20 protein-coding genes are annotated in these 24,220 nt (G+C 56.6%); 12 read left to right on the plus strand and 8 right to left on the minus strand.

What is annotated here, in order from left to right; translation table 11 throughout:
* Positions 1-45 precede the first annotated feature (45 nt).
* The 9 genes from BLV11_RS06415 (at position 46) to cobA (ending at position 11,147) form a co-directional block, all read left to right on the plus strand.
* A complete protein-coding gene (locus tag BLV11_RS06415; RefSeq protein WP_091812136.1) occupies positions 46-681 on the plus strand; it encodes an SPOR domain-containing protein in 636 nt (211 codons plus the stop codon).
* Positions 682-781: 100 nt separating this feature from the next.
* Complete coding sequence (locus tag BLV11_RS06420) at positions 782-1,327, plus strand: CvpA family protein (protein ID WP_091812137.1); 546 nt, start codon at positions 782-784, stop codon at positions 1,325-1,327.
* Between the two features lie 35 nt (positions 1,328-1,362).
* Entirely contained in the window at positions 1,363-2,892 is a 1,530-nt protein-coding gene (purF, locus tag BLV11_RS06425; RefSeq protein WP_091812138.1) for an amidophosphoribosyltransferase, read from the plus strand.
* A 31-nt stretch (positions 2,893-2,923) separates the two neighbouring features.
* Positions 2,924-4,141: an O-succinylhomoserine sulfhydrylase gene (locus tag BLV11_RS06430; protein ID WP_091812139.1), complete on the plus strand. Its 1,218-nt coding sequence runs from the start codon at positions 2,924-2,926 to the stop codon at positions 4,139-4,141.
* Between the two features lie 105 nt (positions 4,142-4,246).
* Positions 4,247-6,889 carry a DNA translocase FtsK gene (locus BLV11_RS06435; protein WP_091812140.1) on the plus strand — a complete coding sequence of 881 codons (2,643 nt, stop codon included), beginning with the start codon at positions 4,247-4,249 and terminating at the stop codon, positions 6,887-6,889.
* 49 nt (positions 6,890-6,938) lie between these two features.
* Entirely contained in the window at positions 6,939-7,547 is a 609-nt protein-coding gene (gene lolA / locus BLV11_RS06440) for an outer membrane lipoprotein periplasmic chaperone LolA (RefSeq protein WP_245725951.1), read from the plus strand.
* Complete coding sequence (locus BLV11_RS06445) at positions 7,547-8,890, plus strand: replication-associated recombination protein A (RefSeq protein WP_091812142.1); 1,344 nt, start codon at positions 7,547-7,549, stop codon at positions 8,888-8,890. Before lolA ends, BLV11_RS06445 begins: the two co-directional genes overlap by 1 nt.
* 143 nt (positions 8,891-9,033) lie before the next feature.
* Positions 9,034-10,308, plus strand: coding sequence for a serine--tRNA ligase (serS, locus tag BLV11_RS06450; protein WP_091812143.1), 1,275 nt, complete (start codon positions 9,034-9,036; stop codon positions 10,306-10,308).
* Positions 10,305-11,147, plus strand: a complete 843-nt coding sequence (cobA, locus tag BLV11_RS06455; protein WP_091812144.1) for a uroporphyrinogen-III C-methyltransferase — start codon at positions 10,305-10,307, stop codon at positions 11,145-11,147. The genes serS and cobA overlap by 4 nt, the downstream gene beginning before the upstream one ends.
* Positions 11,148-11,225: 78 nt before the next feature.
* On the opposite strand, the gene BLV11_RS06460 is transcribed toward cobA, so the two are convergent.
* On the minus strand, positions 11,226-12,293 hold the full coding sequence (locus BLV11_RS06460; RefSeq protein ID WP_091812145.1) for a 3-deoxy-7-phosphoheptulonate synthase: 1,068 nt from the start codon (positions 12,291-12,293) through the stop codon (positions 11,226-11,228).
* A 316-nt stretch (positions 12,294-12,609) separates the two neighbouring features.
* Here BLV11_RS06460 and BLV11_RS06465 point away from each other — a divergent pair, with 316 nt between their 5' ends.
* Genes BLV11_RS06465 through BLV11_RS06470 form a run of 3 tightly spaced genes read left to right on the plus strand, consistent with a single transcriptional unit; the run spans position 12,610 to position 14,858 of the window.
* Entirely contained in the window at positions 12,610-14,166 is a 1,557-nt protein-coding gene (locus BLV11_RS06465; protein ID WP_139173214.1) for a DUF1631 family protein, read from the plus strand.
* Between the two features lie 26 nt (positions 14,167-14,192).
* Positions 14,193-14,429, plus strand: coding sequence for a DUF1631 family protein (locus BLV11_RS18490; protein WP_245725939.1), 237 nt, complete (start codon positions 14,193-14,195; stop codon positions 14,427-14,429).
* Positions 14,430-14,462: 33 nt separating this feature from the next.
* Positions 14,463-14,858, plus strand: coding sequence for a PilZ domain-containing protein (locus BLV11_RS06470; protein WP_175528298.1), 396 nt, complete (start codon positions 14,463-14,465; stop codon positions 14,856-14,858).
* 62 nt (positions 14,859-14,920) lie between these two features.
* On the opposite strand, the gene BLV11_RS06475 is transcribed toward BLV11_RS06470, so the two are convergent.
* The 7 genes from BLV11_RS06475 to gloB form a co-directional block, all read right to left on the minus strand.
* Positions 14,921-15,706, minus strand: coding sequence for an enoyl-ACP reductase FabI (locus BLV11_RS06475; protein WP_091812147.1), 786 nt, complete (start codon positions 15,704-15,706; stop codon positions 14,921-14,923).
* A gap of 63 nt (positions 15,707-15,769) precedes the next feature.
* Positions 15,770-17,404 carry an ABC transporter ATP-binding protein gene (locus tag BLV11_RS06480; RefSeq protein WP_091812148.1) on the minus strand — a complete coding sequence of 545 codons (1,635 nt, stop codon included), beginning with the start codon at positions 17,402-17,404 and terminating at the stop codon, positions 15,770-15,772.
* Between the two features lie 3 nt (positions 17,405-17,407).
* Entirely contained in the window at positions 17,408-18,436 is a 1,029-nt protein-coding gene (locus tag BLV11_RS06485; RefSeq protein WP_091812149.1) for an ABC transporter permease, read from the minus strand.
* A gap of 3 nt (positions 18,437-18,439) precedes the next feature.
* Entirely contained in the window at positions 18,440-19,525 is a 1,086-nt protein-coding gene (locus BLV11_RS06490; RefSeq protein ID WP_091812150.1) for a microcin C ABC transporter permease YejB, read from the minus strand.
* Between the two features lie 66 nt (positions 19,526-19,591).
* A complete protein-coding gene (locus tag BLV11_RS06495; protein WP_091812151.1) occupies positions 19,592-21,412 on the minus strand; it encodes an extracellular solute-binding protein in 1,821 nt (606 codons plus the stop codon).
* A gap of 30 nt (positions 21,413-21,442) precedes the next feature.
* Positions 21,443-23,170, minus strand: a complete 1,728-nt coding sequence (locus BLV11_RS06500; protein ID WP_091812152.1) for a LysM peptidoglycan-binding domain-containing protein — start codon at positions 23,168-23,170, stop codon at positions 21,443-21,445.
* A 173-nt stretch (positions 23,171-23,343) separates the two neighbouring features.
* Positions 23,344-24,138: a hydroxyacylglutathione hydrolase gene (gloB, locus tag BLV11_RS06505; protein WP_091812153.1), complete on the minus strand. Its 795-nt coding sequence runs from the start codon at positions 24,136-24,138 to the stop codon at positions 23,344-23,346.
* Positions 24,139-24,220: the final 82 nt, after the last annotated feature.

Raw genomic sequence — 24,220 nt, forward strand, 5'->3', positions numbered from 1 at the left:
CGTGTAGTGCAGTTCAAGCTGAATTGAGACAGGGGACAGGAAAAGGTGGACGGACTCAAGCAACGGGTTATAGGCGCGCTGGTACTGGTATCGCTGGCAGTTATTTTTGTGCCCATGTTATTCGATGAGCCCCATTCCGAGCGGTCATCACGAGTGATCGATCTTCCTGAAGAGCCTCCTTTTCCCGAAGTGAATATTTCTGAGCCGGTAGACGTGGCGCAGCCTGCAGTTCCGAGTTACCGAATGGAAGAACATACGCCGGAGATGCCTTCCTCCGAGCCCCAAATGGCTTCCCCGGTAAACCAAACTGAACCTGCGCAGGTTGCTCCGGAGCTCGCGCCGCAGCCAATTGCTCAGCCGGAACCGGTCAGCCCAGAGCCTGCGCCGGTGGCCCAGCCTCAGGAAGAGCCCGTCACGCCGACTGATTATACAAACTCCATGGACGGTGCCTGGATTGTTCAGTTGGGGAGTTTTGGCAACGCCGATAATGCCCGTCGATTGCGCGATCGTGCCAGGGAGCAGGGTTACAGTTGCCATCTCCAGGAAGTGTCCCGCGGCGATTCGGTGCTCACGCGGGTGTTCTGTGGTCCCTACGCGGAACGGTCGCTGGCCGAAGGCGCCAAACCGGCACTGGATTCTGAGTTTGGGCTAAACAGCCTGGTTACTTCTGGCGACAAGTGATCAATGCCCAACAAGCCGTTATCGGTCATTCCAACTAACGGTTTGGTGTGACGATGATTCCTGATAGAATTTGCGCTTCCGTTTTACCACCGGGTTTCTCATGGACGCGCTGATCTGGATCGACTGGGTCATCATCACACTGATTTCTGTATCAACTCTGTTCAGCCTGAAGCGCGGTTTTGTTAAAGAAGCCCTGTCTCTGGTCAGCTGGGTAGGTGCGTTTGTCATCGCGCGTACTTTTCACCCACAGATGCAAACTCTGCTGGAAAGCTCTGTCGAAACCCCGTTGGTCCGGCTCATTGCCGCGTTCGCTATTTTATTTTTTGCCACCCTGATCATAGGCGCGATCGTCAATAACCTGATAGGGCATCTGATCCATGTCACCGGTCTGACTGCAACAGACCGTGTTCTTGGCATGGGCTTCGGTTTGTTGCGGGGTGTCGTGGTGGTTGTGGTTGCCATTGCCTTTCTCAGATATACGCCGGTGGCCAACGATACCTGGTGGCGAACGTCCATTATGATCAATAACCTGTCAGTCATTGAAGACTGGTCCAGGCGCACCTTTGGTGACGAATTCGCCGAATTGCTCGGCCCGGCTGAGGAGCAGCCGGAAACCCTTATGGAACCTGCGGAAGCTGCCCGCTAATATTCAGTTTTAACGCTTCGGAGAAGACCCTGCCCATGTGTGGAATTGTCGGTATAGTCAGTACATCTAACGTCAATCAGGCCTTGTATGATGCCTTGACGGTTTTGCAGCATCGGGGTCAGGATGCGGCGGGGATTGTGACCTATCAGGACGATCGTTTTTACCTGCGCAAGGATAATGGGCTGGTCAGAGATGTGTTCCGTACCCGGCATATGCGCCGCCTGGTCGGTAATGTCGGGATCGGCCACGTTCGCTATCCCACCGCCGGAAGCTCCAGCTCCGCCGAGGCACAACCGTTTTACGTGAACAGTCCCTACGGCATCACGCTGGCTCATAACGGGAACCTCACCAACGCGGACGACCTGAGCCGGGACCTGTTCCGTACAGATCTTCGCCATATCAACACCAACTCCGATTCCGAAGTCCTGCTCAACGTCTTTGCCCACGAATTGCAGAAACTTGGAAAGCTGACACCGACCAAGGACGACATCTTCGCCGCGGTCAAAGCCGTTCATAAGCGCTGCAAGGGTGCTTACGCTGTTATTGCGATGGTTACCGGTTACGGGATTGTCGCCTTCCGCGACCCCAATGGCATTCGTCCGGCTTGCTATGGCGTCCGTGAAACGGAAGAGGGCGGGCATGAGTACATGATCGCTTCCGAGAGTGTTGCGCTTAATGCGGCCGGATTTAATCTGGTTCGCGACATCGAACCCGGAGAAGCGGTCTATATCGAAACCGACGGTTCCCTCTACACCCAGCAGTGCGCTGATAAACCGCACCTGATTCCGTGTATTTTTGAGCACGTCTACTTTGCTCGCCCGGACTCTATCATCGACAAGGTGTCGGTCTACAAGGCCCGTCTGCGGATGGGCGAAACCCTCGCCGACAAGGTATTGCGGGAGCGTCCGGAACACGACATTGATGTCGTCATTCCTATTCCTGACACCAGTCGGACCTCCGCTATGCAGATGGCACACCGTCTGGGTGTCAAATTCCGTGAAGGCTTTATCAAGAACCGTTATATCGGCCGCACCTTCATCATGCCTGGCCAGAAATTGCGGAAGAAGTCCGTTCGTCAGAAGCTGAACCCGATTGATCTCGAGTTTCGTGGCAAGAACGTCATGCTGGTGGATGACTCCATCGTACGGGGTACGACCTGCAAGGAAATCGTGCAGATGGCCCGGGATGCCGGTGCCCGCAACGTCTACTTTGCTTCTGCTGCGCCGCCCGTTCGTTATCCCAACGTGTATGGCATCGATATGCCATCCGTTAACGAGCTGATAGCTCATGACAAGACCATTGATGAAATCTGCGAAATGATCGGCGCCGATTGGTTGCTGTATCAGGATCTTGAGGATCTCATCACATGTGTAAACGACGTGAACCCGGAAATTGAAGCCTGGGAATGTTCAGTGTTTGATGGCAAGTACATCACCGGAGACATTGATAGCGCTTACCTCGAAAAGATTGAAGCGCTGCGAAATGACAAGACCAAGAGCAAGCAGAACGGCGATGATGAAGATAACGGCATCATCGACCTTCACAACGATAACGAAAACGACTGATCGCCAGTTTCCTGAAGTGAGGATGTTTTAGATGACCTACCGCCGCGAAGAGCACGTCATGATCCCGGAATCGGATCTCGAGGGTATGTCCGTTGATACCCTGGCGGTACGCGCCGGCCAGATCAGGACGGGTCAGCTGGAACACAGCGACGCGATTTTTCCCACTTCAAGTTTCGTGTATGGCAGTGCGGCTCAGGCCGCTGCGCGTTTTGGTGGCGACGAGCCGGGAAATATCTACTCGCGCTTTACCAATCCCACCGTGCAGGCGTTCGAAGCGCGTATAGCGGCGATGGAGGGTGGTGAGCGCGCGGTGGCGACTGCCTCTGGCATGGCGGCGATCCTGAGCACCTGCATGGCGCTGCTGAAAAGCGGGGACCACGTGGTGTGCTCCCGTGGCGTGTTCGGCACCACCAACGTGCTGTTCCAGAAATATATGGCCCGTTTTGGTGTCGAAACGACCTTTGCCAGCCTGACCGATATGGCAGAATGGCAGGCGGCGGTGCGGCCCGAGACGCGCATGCTGTTCCTGGAAACACCATCGAACCCACTGGGAGAGGTGGCGGATCTGTCAGCACTGTCAGCGCTGGCCCGGCAATCGGATGCACTGCTGGTTGTCGACAACTGTTTCTGCACCCCGATCCTCCAGCGTCCGTTGGATTTCGGAGCTGATATCGTCATTCATTCAGCAACCAAGTACCTGGATGGCCAGGGCCGCTGTGTTGGCGGCGTCGTTGTTGGCCCCAACGCACTGATGGAAGAGGTTTATGGTTTCCTCCGGTCCGCCGGGCCAACCATGAGTCCATTCAATGCGTGGGTATTCCTTAAGGGGCTGGAAACGTTACCAATTCGTATGCGTGCCCACTGCGAGAATGCGCTAGAGTTGGCGAAGTGGCTCGAGCAGCAACCCAAGGTTGAAGAGGTGTTCTATTCGGGTCTTCCGGGACACCCCCAGCATGAGATGGCCAGCAAACAGCAGAAAGGATTTGGGGGCGTCTTGTCTTTCCGGGTACGGGGTGGACGTGAGCAGGCGTGGAAGTTGATTGACGCCACGCGGATGATTTCGATTACCGCAAACCTCGGTGACGTAAAAACCACCATCACCCATCCGGCCACCACCACCCACGGTCGCTTGTCTGACGAAGACAAGGCCCGGGCAGGGATTACGGAAAACCTGGTGAGGTTGTCTGTTGGCATTGAGGACATAGATGACCTCAAATGTGATCTGGAGCGCGGCCTCAACGCGCTTTAAGGCCGCCCCAGAGGCGACCGTGCTCACCAGTCGAACCGTCGATATCGGGGCCGGAATTCCGGACCGGTAGTTTCTATAACGAGTAAAGGATTCGTCAGGCAGTTCATGGCAGAGGCAAAAAAATCGACTCAACTACCGCCGCTCACTGAGAAGCAAAAGCGTTTTCACGGTCTGGTCGCTCAAGGTGCCCGGGAAGGTGCGGTGATTGCCCTGATTGTGCTGGCGATCTATCTGACCATGGCGTTGGTCACGTTCAGCCCGGCTGATCCAGGCTGGGCGAGTATCGGCCACCAGACCGAGGTCACCAATGCTGCCGGACGCACCGGCGCCTGGCTGGCCAGTCTGTTTATGGACTTTTTTGGCCACGTTGCCTTCCTGTTCCCGGTGATGGTTGCCGGGTACGCCATCATGCTGGTCCGGCGCCGGAATGACCCACTTGAGATGCACTGGCCACTGTTCCTGTTACGCTTCGGCGGCTTTGCGCTCATCCTGCTTTCACTGACCAGCCTGCTTGCACTCTATTCGGTCATGGGACTGAGCGCCTCGTCTGGTGGTGTCATGGGGATTGCTGTTTCTGATGCGATGGTGCGGCTGTTCAACTTGCCTGCCACCACCTTGCTTTTAGTGGCTATATTCCTGTTTGCGCTTACGGTGACCACCGGGTTGTCCTGGTTCTGGCTTATGGACCGTCTTGGAGCGCTGACCCTTGCCGGATATGAGCGTATCCGGGCGTTCGCCCACGGCCGCCTTGAAAAGAACACGTCTCGGTCCAACCCGGTTGAGCAAAAAAGTCGCCCGAAGAAGCCTGACCCTGAACCAGAACCGCCGATTCTCAGCAATCCAGTCGAACAGGGCGCTAGCCGCGCGCCAAAAGTCGGCTTGCTGCAACGGTTTGGCGGACTGTTTAAGCGCGCTCCGAAGCAGGGTAGGGTAGTGCCGCCTCAGCAGCGACGGATCGAGCCTGGCCTTGACGGTGTGGCGCCGGGTATTGATGACACTTCGTATCTGGAAAGTTTTGCCTCCGAGAACGATTCGGTTCCCTGGACGGAAGAGCCTATGGAAGCGGATGAACGCCGGGATGTGGTACGTCAACCCGTTAAATCTCGTGAAGAACCGGTCAAAAAGCCGGTAAATGACGAGAAAAAGACCGGAAAATCTCTCAAGATCCTGCCTTTCAAGCGAGATGAATCTGCTCGTAAAAAAGAGCCGGAAAGCCAGCCGTCGTTGTTTGATGACATCGAGAGCGCGATTCCTCCCATTTCTCTGCTGGACCCCCCGGAAGAGCATAAGGAGAAGGGGTATTCCCCCGAGTCGCTTGAGCATATGTCGCGACTGCTTGAAGAAAAGTTGTCGGATTTTGGGGTTACGGTGGAAGTGGTTGAGGTCAATCCAGGGCCTGTAATCACCCGCTTTGAAATCAAACCTGCACCGGGAGTGAAGGTCAGCAAGATTTCCAATCTTGCGAAGGACCTTGCCCGTTCGCTGGCCGTACTGAGTGTTCGTGTCGTTGAGGTTATTCCGGGCAAGTCAGTGATTGGTATAGAGATCCCTAACGAAGCCCGGGAAATGGTCCGGCTCAGTGAAGTACTGGGCGCGCGGGTTTTCGAAGAATCATCGTCGCCGCTGACCCTGGCCTTGGGTAACGATATTGGCGGTAACCCGATGGTTGCCAATCTTGCCAAGATGCCCCACTTGCTGGTAGCCGGTACCACCGGTTCCGGTAAATCGGTTGGGGTTAACGCCATGCTGCTCAGTATGTTGCTTAAAGCGACGCCGGAAGAAGTCCGCTTCATCATGGTGGATCCCAAGATGCTCGAACTGAGTATCTACGATGGTATTCCGCATTTGCTCGCACCGGTTGTGACTGACATGAAGGAAGCCGCCAATGGTCTCCGTTGGTGTGTGGCTGAAATGGAACGGCGTTATCGCCTGATGGCGAATCTCGGGGTCCGCAACATTGCCGGTTACAACCGCAAGGTCAAAGATGCCCAGGAAGCAGGCGAACCCTTGCTCGACCCGCTGTGGAAGCCTGATGAGTATCTGGCCAACGATGAGCAGGAACGGCCGGAGCTAGAAACGCTGCCGTTCATTGTCGTGGTGATCGATGAATTCGCTGACATGATGATGATTGTCGGCAAAAAAGTGGAAGAATTGATTGCCCGCATCGCGCAGAAAGCCCGGGCAGCGGGAATTCATCTGATCCTGGCCACCCAGAGACCGTCTGTGGATGTGATTACCGGTCTGATCAAGGCCAATATCCCAACCCGGATTTCGTTCCAGGTGTCCTCAAAAATCGATTCCCGCACGGTACTCGATCAGGGAGGGGCCGAACAGTTGCTGGGGCATGGCGATATGCTTTACATGCCACCAGGCACTGGTTTGCCCGTCCGGGTTCATGGTGCCTTTGTCGACGATGACGAAGTGCACCGGGTGGTGAGTGCCTGGAAGGCCCGCGGCGAACCGGTTTATGTGGAAGACGTTCTCAATGGCGCGGAGGGTGAAAGTCTGCCTGGCGTGCCGTCGCTGTCCGAAGGCGGTGACAATGAAAGTGACTCGCTGTTTGATGAGGCGGTGGCATTTGTCACTGAAGGGCGGCGGGTGTCGATTTCTTCAGTACAGAGAAAATTCAAGATTGGTTATAACCGTGCTGCCAACCTGGTAGAGGCCATGGAGGCGTCAGGGGTTGTAAGTGCCGCCGGTCATAATGGCACTCGGGAAGTGCTGGCACCGCCACCGCCAAGAGACTAGGAGAGGTTGTATGGTTTTCCGAAAAATGATTCTTGGGTTCGTTGCACTGATGTTCGGGCTGGGCGCACAGTCCACCTTCGCTCAGCCGTCAGTGGATGCTGCAGGTGAACTCGCAGAAATACTCAAGGGATACCGAACTTATCAGGCCAGCTTTATACAGATTCTGGTCAGTGAAAACGGGGGCCCGGTACAGGAAACCCGGGGTGAACTGAAAGCCAAACGCCCAGGGCTGTTCTATTGGGAGACCCGGGCACCGCTTGCGCAGTTCATTGTCAGTGACGGTGAACAGGTATCCGTTTACGATCCGGACCTTGAGCAGGTAACGATTCATACACTTGATCAACGGGCCTCCAGTACACCGGCCTTACTGCTCAGTGGCGAAGTGGATAATCTCGCGGAAAGCTACGAAGTGACCCAGCGTGCACTGGGTGAGCAAACCCGGGAATTCACCCTGAAGCCCCGTAACCCGGATTCGCTGTTTGTGTCGTTGCGTCTGTCATTCTATGGTGGGGAACTGCAGGAAATGCGCATGGAGGATTCCCTCGCCCAGTTCAGCATCCTGAGCTTCGATCAGATCGAGCTCAACGCGGACCTGCCAGATACCACCTTTACCCTGGAATATCCGGATGATGTCGATGTCATCCAGGACGAGATCTGATGCAGGACAGCCTCTTTGGTGATCAGGGCGTTGAGCCGCTGGCTGCCAGAGTGCGGCCAAAGAATCTCGATGACTATGTTGGTCAGACCCATCTCGTAGGCCCCGGCAAGCCGTTACGACGAGCTGTCGAGCAGGAACAGCTGCACTCCATGATTTTGTGGGGGCCGCCCGGTGTCGGCAAGACCACCTTTGCCCGTCTGCTGGCCAACGTTGGTCAGCTCAGCTTTGAAACCCTGTCGGCTGTGCTAAGCGGTGTCAAGGACATACGTGAAGTCGTTCAGCGGGCGAAGTTGCGCAAGCAGTCAGAAGGACGCGGTACCCTGTTGTTCGTCGATGAGGTGCATCGTTTCAACAAGGGGCAGCAGGATGCCTTTCTTCCCCATATTGAAGATGGCACCTTTATATTTGTCGGTGCCACGACCGAAAATCCTTCGTTTGAGCTCAATAGCGCCCTTTTGTCCCGTACGCGGGTCTATGTGCTCAAGAACCTGAGCGAAGACGAGTTGCTGTTGCTCCTCAGACGGGTGCTCGCCTCTGAAGAAGGATTGGCGGGTCAGGTTGCGGTCGCCGATGATGTGCTGGCACTGATTGCTTCCGCAGCCTCTGGCGACGCTCGCCGTGCCCTGAATATCCTCGAAGTGGGAAGCGATCTGGCGGAGCCTGATGACCAGGGTATACCGCAGATCACCCCCCAGAATCTTGAGATGGTCCTGCAAACCAGTCTGCGTCGGTTCGACAAGGGTGGCGACGTATTTTATGACCAGATCTCAGCGTTGCATAAATCCGTTCGCGGCTCTGATCCCGATGCTTCCCTGTATTGGCTCTGCCGGATGCTGGATGGCGGTTGTGACCCGCTTTACATTGCCCGCCGGTTGGTCCGCATTGCCAGTGAGGACATTGGTAACGCGGATCCCCGGGCGCTGCGACTGAGTCTGGATGCCTGGGAAACCCAGGAACGGCTGGGCTCGCCGGAGGGAGAGCTCGCGTTGGCTCAGGCGGTCACGTACCTGGCCCTGGCGCCGAAAAGTATCGGTGTTTATCAGGCGTTTAATCGTTGTATGGCGGATATCCGCGATGAGCCGGACTACCAGGTACCGGTTCACCTGCGAAATGCGCCCACTCAACTGATGAAGTCCCTGGGGCACGGCGATGAATACCGCTATGCCCACGATGAACCCGGGGCATTTGCGGCAGGCGAGTCCTATTTTCCTGAGGCGATTCATGGGCGGCGTTACTATCACCCGGTCGATCGTGGACTGGAAATCAAGCTGGCAGAAAAGCGTGAACGACTCGATGCGCTGAATGATGCCAGTCCTCAGCAGCGTTACCCCCGAAACGATTAGGCAGGCCCGTGCCCGGATTCTCGAAATGACTGCGCCGGTGCGCTGGCAAGGCACGCTGGCGAAGGTATAATGCTGCCATTGCGCCTTGAGCCCAAGCCATTAAGGGCTCGGCTAAACCCGAACGATCAATTATCAGGATTACCATGCTCGATCCCAAACGTGTCCGTACCCAGACCGAAGAGATTGCCCGTCAACTGGCTGTGAAGAACTACACCCTCGATACAGCCGCCTTTGAGCAACTCGAAGAGCGCCGTCGATCTATTCAGGTGCGTACCGAAACGCTTCAGAGCGAGCAGAACAAGCGATCCAAATCTATTGGTAAAGCCAAGGCCGCAGGCGAAGATATTCAACCGCTGCTGGACGAAGTTGAAAGCCTGAAGAAGCAGCGCTCAGAAGCGGAAGAGGAATTGCGTCTGGTTCAGGATGAGCTGAATGCGTTCCTGGCCGGCATTCCCAATGTTCCGGACGAAACCGTCCCCAGGGGCGAAAGCGAAGACGATAACGTCGAAGTCCGGCGCTGGGGTACGCCCCGGGAATTTGACTTTGAGGTTCAGGACCACGTCGCCCTCGGCGAAGCGCTGGGCGGTCTCGATTTCGAGCGCGCCAGCAACCTGGCTCATTCCCGGTTTGCGGTCATGACAGGTGGTATTGCCCGTCTGCATCGCGCTCTGGCCCAGTTCATGCTGGATCTCCATACCAGCGAGCATGGCTATACCGAAGCTTACGTTCCATACCTGGTTAACGCTGAGACGCTGTTTGGTACCGGCCAGCTGCCCAAGTTTGAAGAAGACCTGTTCAAAATGGATGGCGAAAAGCCGCTGTATCTGATTCCTACTGCAGAAGTCCCGGCAACGAACCTGGTCAGTAATTCCATTCTTGATGATGCCGAACTGCCGCTGCGCCTTGTCTGCCATACGCCCTGTTTCCGGAGTGAGGCGGGTTCCTACGGGCGTGACACCCGCGGCATGATTCGTCAGCACCAGTTCGACAAGGTGGAACTGGTGCATGTGGTTCGCCCCCACGAGTCAGACGCGGCCCTTGAGGCGTTGACCGGGCACGCCGAGAAGGTCCTGCAGTTGCTTGAGCTCCCGTATCGTGTGGTGGAGCTCTGCGGCGGCGATATGGGCTTTTCCGCGGCACGCACTTACGATCTTGAAGTCTGGTTGCCAGGCCAGGGTAAATACCGCGAAATTTCGTCCTGTTCCAACACCAGGGACTTTCAGGCACGGCGCATGCATGCAAGGTGGCGTAACCCGGAAACCGGAAAACCCGAACCTGTACACACATTGAACGGTTCAGGGCTTGCTGTAGGTCGAACCCTGATTGCGGTCATGGAGAACTACCAGCAGGCGGACGGCAGCATACTGGTTCCCGATGTTCTCAAGCCGTACATGCGAAGCACTGACAGGATTCAATGAACCAAAATAGACAAGATGGCGCCCCAAAGAAGGGCGCCAGCACCAAAACGGTGCCAGCCCGCTATGCAAAGAACCCGGTAACGGAAAATCCCAACGACTCGGCCGGTGAAGTGTTCCTTATTGGTGCCGGCCCCGGTGACCCCGAACTTTTGACGCTCAAAGCCTGGCGGCTGCTGACGAGCGCTGAAGTGGTGCTCTATGACCGCCTGGTCTCCCCGGAAATACTCGAACTGATTCCTGAAGACGCTGAGCGTATTCACGTCGGTAAGCGTCGTTCCGATCACACTCTCCCTCAGGAGCAGATCAACCAGCGGCTGGTGGAACTTGCCCAGAGTGGAAAGCGGGTGGTGCGCCTGAAGGGGGGGGATCCGTTTATCTTTGGCCGCGGTGGTGAGGAAATCGAAACCCTGGCCGAAGCAGGCGTGCGCTTTCAGGTCGTTCCCGGTATTACGGCGGCTTCCGGTTGCGCAGCGTATTCCGGCATTCCGCTGACACACCGGAACTATGCCCAGTCGGTGCGCTTCGTTACCGGTCACCTGAAAAACGATACCTGCGATTTGCCGTGGCAGGACTTTGTGCAAAACAACCAGACGCTGGTGTTCTATATGGGTCTGGTGGGTTTGCCGATCATCAGCCGTGAGCTGATGGCCCATGGGATGTCTGCTGATATGCCGGTGGCCCTGGTTTCAAAGGGCACAACCCCTGAGCAGAAGGTAATTGTAGGAGAGCTGGGTAACATCGTGGAGCGGGTCCGCGACAGTGGTGTAACGGCACCGACGATCATCATTATCGGGCATGTGGTGGAGCTGCGATCCAAGCTGGACTGGGTCGGCCAATAACTCTCCACCCGGGTTAAACAAAAAAGCCGAAGGCACAGTACGTGTCCTTCGGCTTTTTTGTGGCGTTACGCCATGTGATTAACGCTTGGGCAGCACATCCCTGAGCTTGTCACGCATGTCGCGGATCGCTTTTTCTGTGGTGTCCCAGTCAATGCAGGCATCCGTGATGGACACACCGTATTTCATGTCGCTGAGGTTCTCCGGGATTGGCTGATTACCCCAGTTGAGATGGCTTTCGACCATCAGGCCCTGAATGGATTTGTTGCCTTCCAGGATCTGGTGGCTGATGTCTTGCATAACCAGAGGCTGCAGGCCCGGATCCTTGTTGGAGTTGGCGTGACTGCAGTCAACCATGATGGACTTGCGCAAGCCGGCTTTTTCCAGAGCTTTTTCGCACAGGGCAACGCTCACTGAATCGTAATTGGGCTTTCCGCCGCCTCCGCGAAGTACGACATGACCGTAGGCATTACCGGACGTACGGATGATGGAGACCTGACCCTGTTGGTTGATGCCCAGGAAGCTGTGAGGGTGCGACACGGACTTCATGGCATTCACGGCGACGTCGAGGCTGCCGTCGGTGCCGTTCTTGAAACCGATGGCCATGGACAGTCCACTGCTCATCTCACGGTGCGTCTGGGATTCCGTGGTACGGGCCCCGATGGCAGACCAGGAGATGGTGTCCTGCAGGTATTGCGGCGAAATGGGATCAAGCGCTTCAGTCGCCGTTGGCAGACCCAGTTCGGCAATATCAAGCAGCAGCCGGCGGCCAATGTGCAGGCCCTGTTCGATATCGAAGGTGTCATCGAGGTGAGGGTCGTTAATCAGACCTTTCCAGCCAACCGTGGTCCGTGGCTTTTCGAAATAGACCCGCATGACGATAAGCAGGGTGTCGCTGACTTCATCCGCCAGTACTTTCAGGCGTTCGGCATATTCGCGGGCAGCTTTGAGGTCGTGGATGGAACAGGGGCCAACGACGATAAACAGGCGGTGGTCTTTACCGTCCATGATGTCATAGATCGCCTGCCGGCCCTGGTCGACTGTGGCAGCTGCCTTTTCGGACAGCGGCATTTCCTTTTTCAGGGCCTCAGGGGTGATCAACGTTTCCTGGCTGGCCACGTTGACGTTCTCAAGCTTGTTGCCGGACATTCTGTTCTTATCCTCGATGTATTACGTTCTCGGAAGCAATGTCACGAAAGAGAGGCTGCTCCCGACCTGAATCGTTGCGCATGCTGGATCGGAGCGTCCCGCCCGGATTCCAGAGAGTTCGATATACTGCGCCATTTACATCGCCTTTGCAATCGGATGGACCCGCCTGTAGCCGCGGTTTTAGCGCATTCCCGGGTAATTTGCTGAACCTTGGAACGGGGCACCCTAATGTTCTGGACGCAGATTTAACAACGTGTTGCAATTGGGTACTCTGCTTAATAATGCAATCTGTTCTCATCACTGGACCAAAGCGCTGATGTCATCCACGATCAACGAGAAGCCAGGGCAACTGGACGACCCGACATCAACCGATATTGTTGATCCTATTATCCAGGGTATTCGCATCTCTGACCTGCCGTACCCGCTCAATCCGATTGGTGCTGGCCAGGTATCGGATTGGCGCCCTTTGCTACTGTCCTGTTGGAGTGAGCAGCGGGATGAAACCGTTGTTCATTTACTGAATTCTGTTTCAGTGACCTGGACCGTGACGCAAGTAAATTCAGCCTACATGGCTGATCGCATCATGGATGCCTTTCTGGAAACCTCCGGCCTGAATGTGGTGCTTGCCCGGCAAGTGGCGAGGCTGCGCTTTTTCCTGGCCTGGCGGTTATCGGAAGAGGGTGGCCAGGCACTTGATGAATGCCTTCGACACTGGCTCGACAGCCTGGCGGAATGGCGGGGCTGGAGTGATTCTGGGGGGCGGTCCTCGCGGGCCTTGCTCGATCAGCTTGACGCCATGGTGATTGCGGTCGCCGCGAGTTTTGAACAGCAGTCTTTGTCTCCGTTCCGGGACTTTTGCGATCAATGGCAAAGGGACGCTCAGAGGCGCGCTGAACGGTCCGTGAAACTTCGCGAACGTCTGCTGCAGTCTGAATCCGGAATCGCCCGCCAGCGGCGCGCAGACCAGACCGCAAAAGCGGCTGTTGGTCGCGCGCTTGCTAACCGCCACTTACCCCTGGCGGTCGCGAACTTTATTCATGATTACTGGCTGCCCCTCATGCGGCAGGTGGCCTTTTCGAATGGGGTTGACGCTGCCCAGTGGCGTCATGCCAACAAGCTGCTGGAATGGTTGGTGTGGATTGGCGATGCCACGCTCTCTGGCGGGGAAGACGAGCGGCTTTATCAGGTCGGCGAACAGATTAGCGACAAATTGGCCGATGTCTGGACACAGTCAATGGGAGGCGCCATGGCGGACGGAGCCACGGCTGCGGTTGAATCCGTCATCGTGGCGCGGTTGCGGGGTGAGCCCCTGGAGCTCGCTTCAACCTCAGGCAATGGCCGGTTTGAATACGATGAATCCTGGCTGGCCTTTTCAAAACCTTCCCAGGCGGATGTTGGGTCAGTATCCGGGCGGTGGTTCGTTGAGGGGAGTGGCGCTTCGGAGCAGCGACGCTACTTCTTTGCCTTGCTCGAAGAGACCAATGAGGTGTTATGGACAAACGGATTTGGGGTAAAGCTCGGGACGACGTCCTGGAGCGATTTTGTAGAAGCGCGGAACAAGGGCCTGCTGCGGATACTCCCCGCAACAAGGCAATTTCAGGATGTACTCCGTGAATCAGTGATTGAATTGCATCAGAACTATCAGAGTCAGCTCGAACAGCGGCAAAAGGCCGCCCGTGCAGCGAAAGACCAGGCGGAGGCGCTTCGTAGCAGAATTGAGGCAGCCGAGGCCCGCAAACGTGAAGAACTGGAACTGGAGCGCCGGGAAGCGGAGCGCGCCCAAGCTGAGCAAGAGCAGCAGCAACGGGAACAACGTGAAGCTGAAGCGCTCAGGGCTCATCGTAAAAAAGACTGGCGGCCCGCCAATCGGTAGACAATTTGAGCCTTGGGAGCTGGATCGTGGTCGAGAATGAGGTTGGGGGTGAAAACCTTTTGCGGCTCAAGTTGGCTGTCAGGATCCCGGCGACACAGAAGCTGATCTTCGTGGATCGACTTGGTCTGAACCGGACAGAGTACACCGAGAAAAGCCTGATTGGTGATCTGGTTCAGGGGCACGTGCGAATCCTCAGTGAGGCGGCGGAATTTGACGATACGCTGTCGCGGGTTGTTGGTCGCATCCGGGTAGGGAAATCCTGAGCAGATCCATTAATGAACGTGGAGCGGATAACCATGGACAGTCATCCGGTACAAAAGAGTAAAAAGCGGACTGAACTGCGTGCCGATTTTCGGTTGGCGGGCAGGGCGTTGGTGGTTCTTGAAGTGGAGTCTGATGATCCCGGAGCAGGTCAGGGTGGCCGTACGATTTCAGCGGATACCCGCGATCTGTCTGCAGGGGGGGTCCGGATAGAAACCAAGGTGCCCGTAACCGTCGGGGCGCTATTGGCGGCCAAAGTCCAACTGAACCCCAGTCAGCCTTTTCATGAGCTGGCTGTCGATGTTATGTGGTGTGAGCGGGTAAAATCGGTTCAGGGCTGCTGGCAGGTGGGACTTAAGGTGGTCAGTTCAGACACCCAGGCCTTTCTAAGTTGGGTTGATGCGGTAGCCCTTGCCCTGGCGGACGCCTGAGGCAGGGCGACCCTGGGAATGTCGTCCATGGTCGCCCTTTCTGGATTCAGCGGCTGTGAGGATCAGTCTTCAAGATCGCCCATGGCCGTTACGTTGAAGCCAGCATCAACATGCATGATCTCACCGGTCACACCACTGGCAAGATCGGAACACAGGAACGCGGCGGCATTACCGACTTCTTCCTGGGTTACGTTCCGACGCAGCGGTGCACGCTTGGCGTTTTCTGCCAACATGCGGCGGAAGCTCTTGATTCCCGACGCGGCAAGGGTCTTGATCGGACCTGCGGAGATACCATTAACCCGAACCCCGTCTTTGCCGAGGCTGGAGGCCATGAAGCGGACGTTGGCTTCGAGAGAAGCTTTGGCCAGGCCCATGACGTTGTAGTTTGGCAGTACTTTTTCGGCACCCAGGTAGCTCAGTGTCAGCAGAGAGCTGTTCTCGCTAAGCATGTTGCGGGCGCCTTTCGCCAGTGCGACAAAACTATAGGAGCTGATGTCGTGGGCAATCCGGAAGCCGTCACGGGTGGTGACGTCGACGTAATTGCCGTCAAGCTCGTGAGCGGGAGCAAAACCGACAGAGTGGACAATGATGTCGATCTTGTCCCAGTGCTCACCGATGGCCTTGAACGCGGTCTCGATTTCTTCATCGCTGCCCACGTCACAGGGGAACGTCAGTGAGCTGCCCCAGCCTTCTGCAAACTTTTCAACCCGAGATTTGAGCTTGTCGTTCTGGTAGGTGAAAGCCAGTTCGGCCCCTTGCTGATAGAATGCTTCCGCGATACCGGCTGCGATGGAATGTTTGCTGGCTACGCCTACAATCAGCGCTTTTTTGCCGCTGAGAATTCCCATTTGGTGTCTCCCTGAGTAGCAATGTTCAAGCATTATCCCCAAACCGGTTGTCTGGAGTTACGCTCAATTGGTCGTAGTCCCGGCTGATGTATGCGAGTCAGCCGGAGGGTTCTGATAGAAAAACGCCGCCGTGAGCAATTCACGGGTGTAATCGGATTGAGGCCGGGCAAAGACGGAGGAGGCATCGCCATACTCAACAATTTCGCCACGACGAAGTACCAGCAGTTTATGGCTTAACGCCCGCACGACCGCCAGATCATGACTGATGAACAGGTAACTGATGTGATAGCGGGCCTGCAGATCGAGAAGCAGTTCAATCACCTGACTCTGGACAGTCCGGTCCAGGGCCGACGTGGGTTCATCGAGAATGATGAGCTCAGGGCGAAGTACCAGCGCGCGGGCGATCGCTATGCGCTGACGTTGACCGCCTGAGAATTCGTGCGGATAGCGGTGGCGGGCGTCGGGATCGAGACCAACATCCTTCAGCGCCTGAACGACCTTGTTGTCGTGTTCCTCAACGGGAATGTCGGGTTCGTGGATCTCCAGCCCCTCACGGATAATCTCGGAAATGGACATCCTGGGACTGAGGCTTCCGTAAGGGTCCTGGAAGACGATCTGAACCTGGCGCCGGTAGGGACGAAACTGTTTCTGATTGAGCCCCGCAAGGTTTTCGCCATTGAGCTCAATCACGCCATCGCAGCCGGTCAGCTTTAACAGCGCATGTCCGATGGTGGTTTTTCCGCTGCCGCTTTCACCCACAATGCCCAGGGTTTCGCCCTTGTTGACGGCGAAACCAACCTTCTGAACCGCCTGAAACCAGGTCTTGGGCTTTCCAAGCCAGTTCTTTGAGGTGGCAAACCGAACGTTCAGGTCTTTTACCGCGAGCAGGGGCGTGTCGGAGTGGGGCGCTGCAGGTGGCGCGCTATGGGGCTCCGAGGCAAGCAGCTTCCGTGTGTAGGGGTGGCTGGGGCTGGCGAACAGTGTCTCGGTATCAGCTTGCTCAACCAGGGCACCTTTTTCCATGACCGCCACCTGATCCGCGTATTTCCGGACGATGGTGAGGTCATGGGTGATCAACAGGACCGCCATACCAAGACGCGCCTGGAGTTCACCGAGCAACTCCAGCACCTGCTTCTGGACGGTGACATCAAGCGCTGTAGTCGGTTCGTCTGCAATCAGCAGGTCGGGTTCATTCGCCAGAGCCATCGCGATCATCACCCGCTGTTTCTGCCCACCGGACAGCTGGTGTGGGTAACTGCTCAGCCGCTCTTCCGGATTGACAATGCCGACCAGTGTCAGCAGTTCTAGGCAGCGTTTGCGGGCCTGCTCACCCCGCATGCCCATATGGAGAGCGAGGCTCTCAGAAATCTGCTTTTCCACAGTATGGAGCGGGTTGAGCGAGGTCATCGGCTCCTGGAAAATCATGCTGATGTTACGCCCACGAATCTGCCGAAGTCGCTTTTCATCCGCCTTTAACAGATCCTCACCCTGATAAAAGATCTCTCCGCTTGGGTATTGGACATGCCGGGCATCCAGCAATCGCAGTACTGACAAAGCGGTGATCGACTTCCCTGAGCCACTCTCGCCTACGAGGGCAAGTGTCTGGCCGGATTTGAGTGCCAGCGACACGTTGCTGACAACCTCGGCTCCGTGGTTAAAGCTGATGGAAAGGTTCGAAATGGTCAGCAGGTCCGTCATGGCTTAGTTCTTCCTGGGATCAAAGGCATCACGCACGGCCTCTCCGACGAAAACCAGCAGCGTCAGCATGAGCGCGAGACTGACAAAGGCCGAGATACCCAGCCAGGGTGCATGGAGGTTGGATTTGCCCTGTGCGATGAGCTCTCCAAGGGAGGGAGACCCGGAGGGCAGACCGAAGCCGAGAAAGTCCAGCGATGTCAGTCCTGTGATCGCGCCAGTCAGTATGAACGGCATAAAGGTGAGCGTTGCCACCATGGCATTGGGCAGAATATGGCGGAACATGATCATACGGTTGCCAAGACCCAGAGCGCGGGCCGCCCGGACATATTCGAAGTTGCGGGCGCGGAGGAATTCGGCGCGAACCACATCAACGAGCCCCATCCAGCTGAACAGCAACATGATGCCCAGCAGCCACCAGAAATTGGGCTCAACGATACTTGAGAGGATGATCAGCAGGTACAGTGCGGGTAATCCGGACCAGATCTCGATAAAGCGTTGACCCAGCAAATCGACCTTGCCGCCGTAGTAACCCTGAAGGGCTCCGACCGCAACGCCAACAATACTGCTCAGTATGGTGAGGATCAAACCAAACAGAACTGAAATCCGGAACCCATAGATCACACGAGCGGCAACGTCACGCCCCTGATCGTCAGTTCCGAGCCAGTTCTCAGCCGAGGGTGGTGCGGGAGAGGGGACATCGAGTTCATAGTTGATCGTGTCGTAGCTGAAGCGGATTGGAGGCCACAGCATCCAGCCGTTGGCTGCAATCTCATCACGGATAAAGGGGTCGCGGTAATCGGCTTCTGTGGGCAGAAAACCGCCGAACACTTCCTCGGAAATGTTCTCGACCAGCGGGAAATGCAGGTCGTCTTTGTACGACAGCATGAGCGGTTTGTCATTGGCGATCAGCTCGGCGCCCAGCGACAGTACAAAGAGCACGAGAAACAGCCAGAGGGCCCAGTAACCCCGACGGTTGCTGCGGAAGTTTTGCAGGCGACGCTGCTGGATGGGCGAAAGCTTGAGGCCAGCCACGTCTCAACCCTCCCGACTTTCAAAGTCAATCCGCGGATCGACAAGCACGTAGGTTATATCGCTGATCAGTTTCAACACCAAACCGATCAGGGTGTAGATGTACAGTGTGCCGAACAGCACCGGATAGTCCCGGTTCAGAGCGGCTTCAAAACCAAGCAGGCCAAGGCCATCGAGCGAGAAAATCACCTCGATCAACAGTGAGCTGGTAAAAAACAGCGATACCAGAACGCCCGGAAGGCTGGCGATTACAATCAGCATCGCATTACGGAAAACATGTCCATAAAGTACCTGGCGTTCTTCAAGCCCTTTGGCCCTGGCCGTGACGACATATTGCTTGCCGATTTCGTCGAGAAAGGAGTTCTTGGTTAGCAGGGTCAGGGTTGCAAATCCGCCAATCACGTTCGCCGTAACCGGAAGCGCCAGATGCCAGAAATAGTCGCCCACTTTTTCAAGCCAGCTGAGTTCGTCCCAGTTTGGCGAGGTGAGGCCTCGCAGTGGGAACCAGTCAAAATAACTGCCGCCGGCGAACAGCACGATCAGCAGGAACGCAAACAGGAATCCGGGTATGGCGTAGCCAACGACAATGGCAGAGCTGCTCCAGACGTCGAAACGGGAGCCGTTGGTGACTGCTTTCTTGATACCCAGAGGAATGGAAATGAGGTAGATGATCAGCGTCGACCACAGACCCAGTGAAATGGAGACCGGCATTTTGTCGATGATGAGGTCAATGACCGAGCGGTCGCGATAGAACGAATCGCCAAAATCAAAGGTTGCGTAGTCACCGAGCATCTTGAGGAAGCGCTCCGAGGCGGGCTTGTCAAACCCGTAGAGCTGCTCAAGCTCGTCCAGCAGCTCCGGACGGATACCCCGGGTGCCGCGGCTGTCCGTGCCCCCGTCCGAGCCGGAAACCTCGTTGCCACCGCCACCACCGGCCCGGGCGAGGGCGCTGCCACCGTGGCCTTCCATCTGGGCAACAAACTGCTCGATCGGACCACCGGGCGCGGCCTGTACGATGACGAAGTTAACCAGCATGATTCCGATCAGGGTCGGTATGATCAGAGCCAGTCGCCGCAGTATGTATGCGCCCATGGTCAGGCTGGTTCCGTCATGAAGGCAGCGTCCCGCCGCGAGTAAAAAGGTATCTGGATCATGGCGTCAGGGCTCGATCCACCAGTTATCAAAATCTATCCCGTTCTTGGGGATGGCATCCGGCCGTTGCAGCTGAGACCAGTACGCGATGCGGTCCATGGCCAGGTGCCACTGGGGAACAACATAGAACCCGTGGAGCAGCACCCGATCCAGGGCGCGAACCCGGTGGACGAGACTTTCGCGATCCGGAGCCTGTATCACCAGGTCAACCAGCGCATCGATCACGGGATCGCTAACTCCCATGTAATTTCGTGAACCGACCATGTCTGCGGTTTCCGATGACCAGTATTCACGCTGTTCATTGCCGGGAGAATCGGATTGCGGCAGCACCTGGGTCACCATATCGAAATCGAAATTGCGTACCCGCTGAATATACTGGGTGGTGTCCACCATACGGACTGCCACTTCGATGCCGAGCTTCTCCAGATTGGCCTTGAACGGCAGCACGATTCGCTCGAATGTTTTCTGGAACAGCAATATTTCGAAATTGAGGGGCTCACCGGTTTCTACATTGACCATCTTGCGGTCGCGAATTTCGTAACCCGCGTCCTTGAGCTTGAGCATCGCGATACGCAGGTTGCCGCGAAGACTGTGATCGCCAGTCGTCGAGGGGGGCTGGTAGGGCTCAGTGAAAACGCTGACGGGCAGCTGGTCGCGGTAAGGCTCCAATATCGCGAGCTCTTCCGGAGTAGGCAGGCCGGATGAGGCCAACTCGCTATTCTCGAAATAGCTGTCGGTACGCGTGTACTGACCATAGAAGAGGTTGGTGTTAGCCCAGTCAAAATCGAAGGCGTAAGCCAGGGCCTCGCGAACCCGTGGGTCAGAAAACTGGGGCCGGCGGGTATTGAAAACAAACCCCTGCAGGCCAACCGGGCGGTGGTGTTCAAGGCCTTCGGTTGTAATCAGACCCTGATCAAATTTGTCACCGGTATAGGCGGTTGCCCAGTTCTTGGCAGAGCTTTCGAGGCGGAAGTCATAGTTGCCGGCCTTGAAGGCCTCCAGGGCTACGGTGTCGTCCGTGTAATAATCGAAACGAATCTCGTTGAAGTTAAAGTAGCCGCGGCGGACCGGAAGGTCCTTGGCCCAGTAATCTTCAACCCGGGTGTACGTGATGGATCGGCCAGCATCGAAATTTCCAATCCGATAGGCGCCGCTGCCCACTGGAGGCGTGAGGCCATTCTTGCCGAATTCCCGATCCTGCCAGTAGTGTTTTGGGAGTACCGGGAGCTGGCCGAGAATCAGCGGAAGCTCGCGATTCTGGCTGTCGCCGAAATCGAAGCGGATACGATGGCTGCTTTCGACACTGACGGACTCAACGTCCGAGTAATAGCTCCGGTAAAAGGGATGGCCCTCGGTAGTCAGCAGCTCAAAGGTGAACCGGACGTCCTCGGCTGTAATCGGGGTGCCGTCCTGAAACCGGGCCTCTTCTCGCAGATTGAAAACAACGTATTGGCGGTTTTCGGGGGTTTCAACGGACTCCGCAATCAGCCCGTATTCGCTGAAGGCTTCATCCGCTGAGGAAACCATCAGGGTGTCGTACAGGTAGGTGTTGATGCCGACGGCCGCAATGGCGCCAATTACGAAGGGGTTGAAAGAGTCAAAGCCGTTGGATACGACCCCGCGGCGCAGGGTTCCGCCCTTGGGGGCATCGGGATTGACGTAGTCGAAATAAGGAAAGTCTGCAGCGTAGGCCGGTTCGCCATGCATGGCGAGTGCATGGCTTGGCGTCACCTGTTCGGCGGAAACTGTCTGGCTGCTGACACCGAAAACAACAGCAGCCAGGAAGGAAAGAGCATTACGGTATGAATTCGTCCTGTTTCTTACCATGGATCTCGCACGTGTGGATTTTTGTAATGGTTAGTTGGCGTTACGAATATCCACGTAGAGTACCAGACTTTGTCCGGGTTGGAGATAGCGCGAAGTATTAAGGTTATTCCAGCTTGCGATGTCACTCACATTGACTGAAAAACGGCTTGCAATGGTCGACAGTGAATCACCCCTGCGTACCTGATAACCGACCCGCCGAACCATCGCGTTGTTACGTGCACTGGCGAGGGTTGTCGGGTTAGCGGTTTGCGACCAGATAACAAGCGTCTGGCCCGGCATCAGAGGATCACCCGGTGCCATGCCGTTCCAGGACGCAACCTGGCGCACACTGACGCCGTTTTCCCGGGCAATATCCCAGAAGGTATCCCCGGAGCGGACGGTGTACTCGATACGTTGGCCATTGCCGCTGCGGGAACCGCGGGCCTGGGTCGCGGCGAGACGCTGGTTCTGGCTGAGTGAATACGCCGACGAGCCTCGGCTGGCCGTTGGTATCAACAGGTGCTGGCCAGCGCGAATCATGTCGCCGTTCATATTGTTGACCTCACGGATGACCGCGGGTGTGGTGCCGAAGTTGCGGGCAATGCGAATCAGACTGTCACCGGACACGACCTGGTAATTCTGCCAAGAAACACGTTGCTCCGCAGGCAGGGCATTTATACCTTCACGAAACTGCTCGGCATTCTCGGCAGGAACCAGCAGACGGTGAGGGCCATCCGGGGTGGTTGCCCAGCGATTGTAGGAAGGGTTGAGCAGATAGATTTCGTCGGTGCTCACGCCTGCCAGCGTGGCGGCCTGGGCAAGGTCAAGCTGGAACCCGGTCTCGACCACCTCGAAATAGGGCTGGTCTTCCAGCGCCGGGAGCTCAATGCCATAGGCGGCCGGATCCTGATAGATCTTGGCCAGCGCAATGAGCTTCGGTACGTAGTGGCGGGTTTCGCGGGGCAGGTCCAGAGCCCAGAAATTGGTTGCCTTATTGCTGCGCTGGTTACGGCGTATGGCGCTTGACACAGTGCCCCCGCCGCTATTGTAGGCGGCCAGGGCCAGGGTGTAGTCGCCATCAAAACGATTGGCGAGACGTTCAAGGTAGGTATAGGCCGCGTCGGTGGCGGCAAGAATGTCACGACGGTCGTCATGCCACCAGCTCTGGGTAAGCCCGAAGTATTTTCCGGTGGAGGGGATGAACTGCCAGAGGCCCGCGGCGCGGCCGTGGGAATAGGCGAACGGGTCAAACGCGCTTTCAACCACCGGAAGCAGCGCCAGTTCGGTCGGCAGTCCCCGTTTTTCAGCCTCATTGAGCACGTGATACATGTACCGGCTTGCGCGCTCGGAGACCCGGCGGATGTACGAAGGATGGTTAACGTACCAGTTCAGCTGTTGTTCGATTCGCTCATTACTGACGGTCAGGTCGAGGGAAAAACCATCTCGCAGCCGCTGCCATAGGTCGCTGTTGCCGATATCTGCGTCAGCCTGGGGCGGCATGGCCTCCAGGGATTCGCGGGCCTTTTCAGCCGTTGCCTGGAGCTCGGGGGCGATTGAGTCGTCAAGATCGCTGGCAGACACCTTGTTTTCGTCGCCTGACTCAACGGAACGCACCAGTTCCTGGTCACCTGTGGCGACCTGAAGGCTGGCCGATGAGAGCAGGGATTCTTCCTGGTCACCAGTGGCGCTCCACCAGCTGCTACCCGGTGTCTGGAGGCTGCTGCAACCGGCGGTGAGTGTGCTGGATACGAGCAGCGCGGCAAAACGTCGTGACATCATAATCGTAGGCCCGGCTCAGGATCCCGCGAGATCCTGAATATTAATGTTATGAATGAGATAGATGGCTAATGTGTACGGAATTCTATTGGAAGCCAATTTCTGGGGTCAAGGTGACTCGCGTTACTTCGGTGACACCTTTTGTTAATTAAGGTCAGGTGCCCGATACTGCGGGCTCAGAAATGATCCTTGCCGTGGCGGACCGCTGCAAACACGGCGTCAGGCGTATCGCATTCAAGCCCCTGTTCTCGTGCGTAGTTAGTTGCTGCCGCGATTACCTCGGGATCATCCCAGCGCAAAAACGGGTTGAGCTGCTTTTCCCGGCCAAGCAATCCCGGAACGGTGGCCTTGTTGCTGGCCCTGAGTTGTTCGCATTCGGCTTCGAACGCGGCAAGACCTTCATCTCCGGGTAACAGGTTCCGGGCATAGTTGAGGTTGGCCAGGGTGTATTCGTGGGCACAGTACACGCCGGTGTCGTCCGGCAATTGCCGTAACTGTGCCAGAGAGTGGCGCATTTGGGCTGGCGAGCCCTCGAACAGACGGCCACACCCGCACACAAACAAGGTGTCCCCGCAGAACAATACCGGGTGCCCATCCACCGGAGTCGGGCAGAAGTAAGCGATATGGTCAAGTGTGTGCCCCGGAACTTCCATCACCCTGAAGGTCAGCTCGTGCCAGCTCACGGAATCACCGGCGGCTACCGTTTCGCTGGCGGAAGTAAACGGCGAATTGGCCGGCGCAATCGTGCGGACAGCGCCAAGCGTCTGAATCAGTTTCCGGATCCCGCCGACGTGATCCGGGTGATGGTGGGTGACCAGAATTGCGTCGAGTGTGAGGCCGTGCTGACTGAGATGATCAATGACCGGTCCGGCGTCTCCGGGGTCAACGACCATGGCCTTCCCGCTACTGCTGTCGGCAAGACACCAGATATAATTGTCATTGAATGCGGGAATAGCAGAAATGGACAGCATGGTGTCTCCGATGTGAACCGGTGAATGTGACTGCTATCATAGAACATTCATCACCACAGCCCAACGACCCGGAACAACGGGT

Origin of the sequence: Marinobacter mobilis, from assembly GCF_900106945.1 — a bacterium.
GTDB lineage: Bacteria > Pseudomonadota > Gammaproteobacteria > Pseudomonadales > Oleiphilaceae > Marinobacter > Marinobacter mobilis.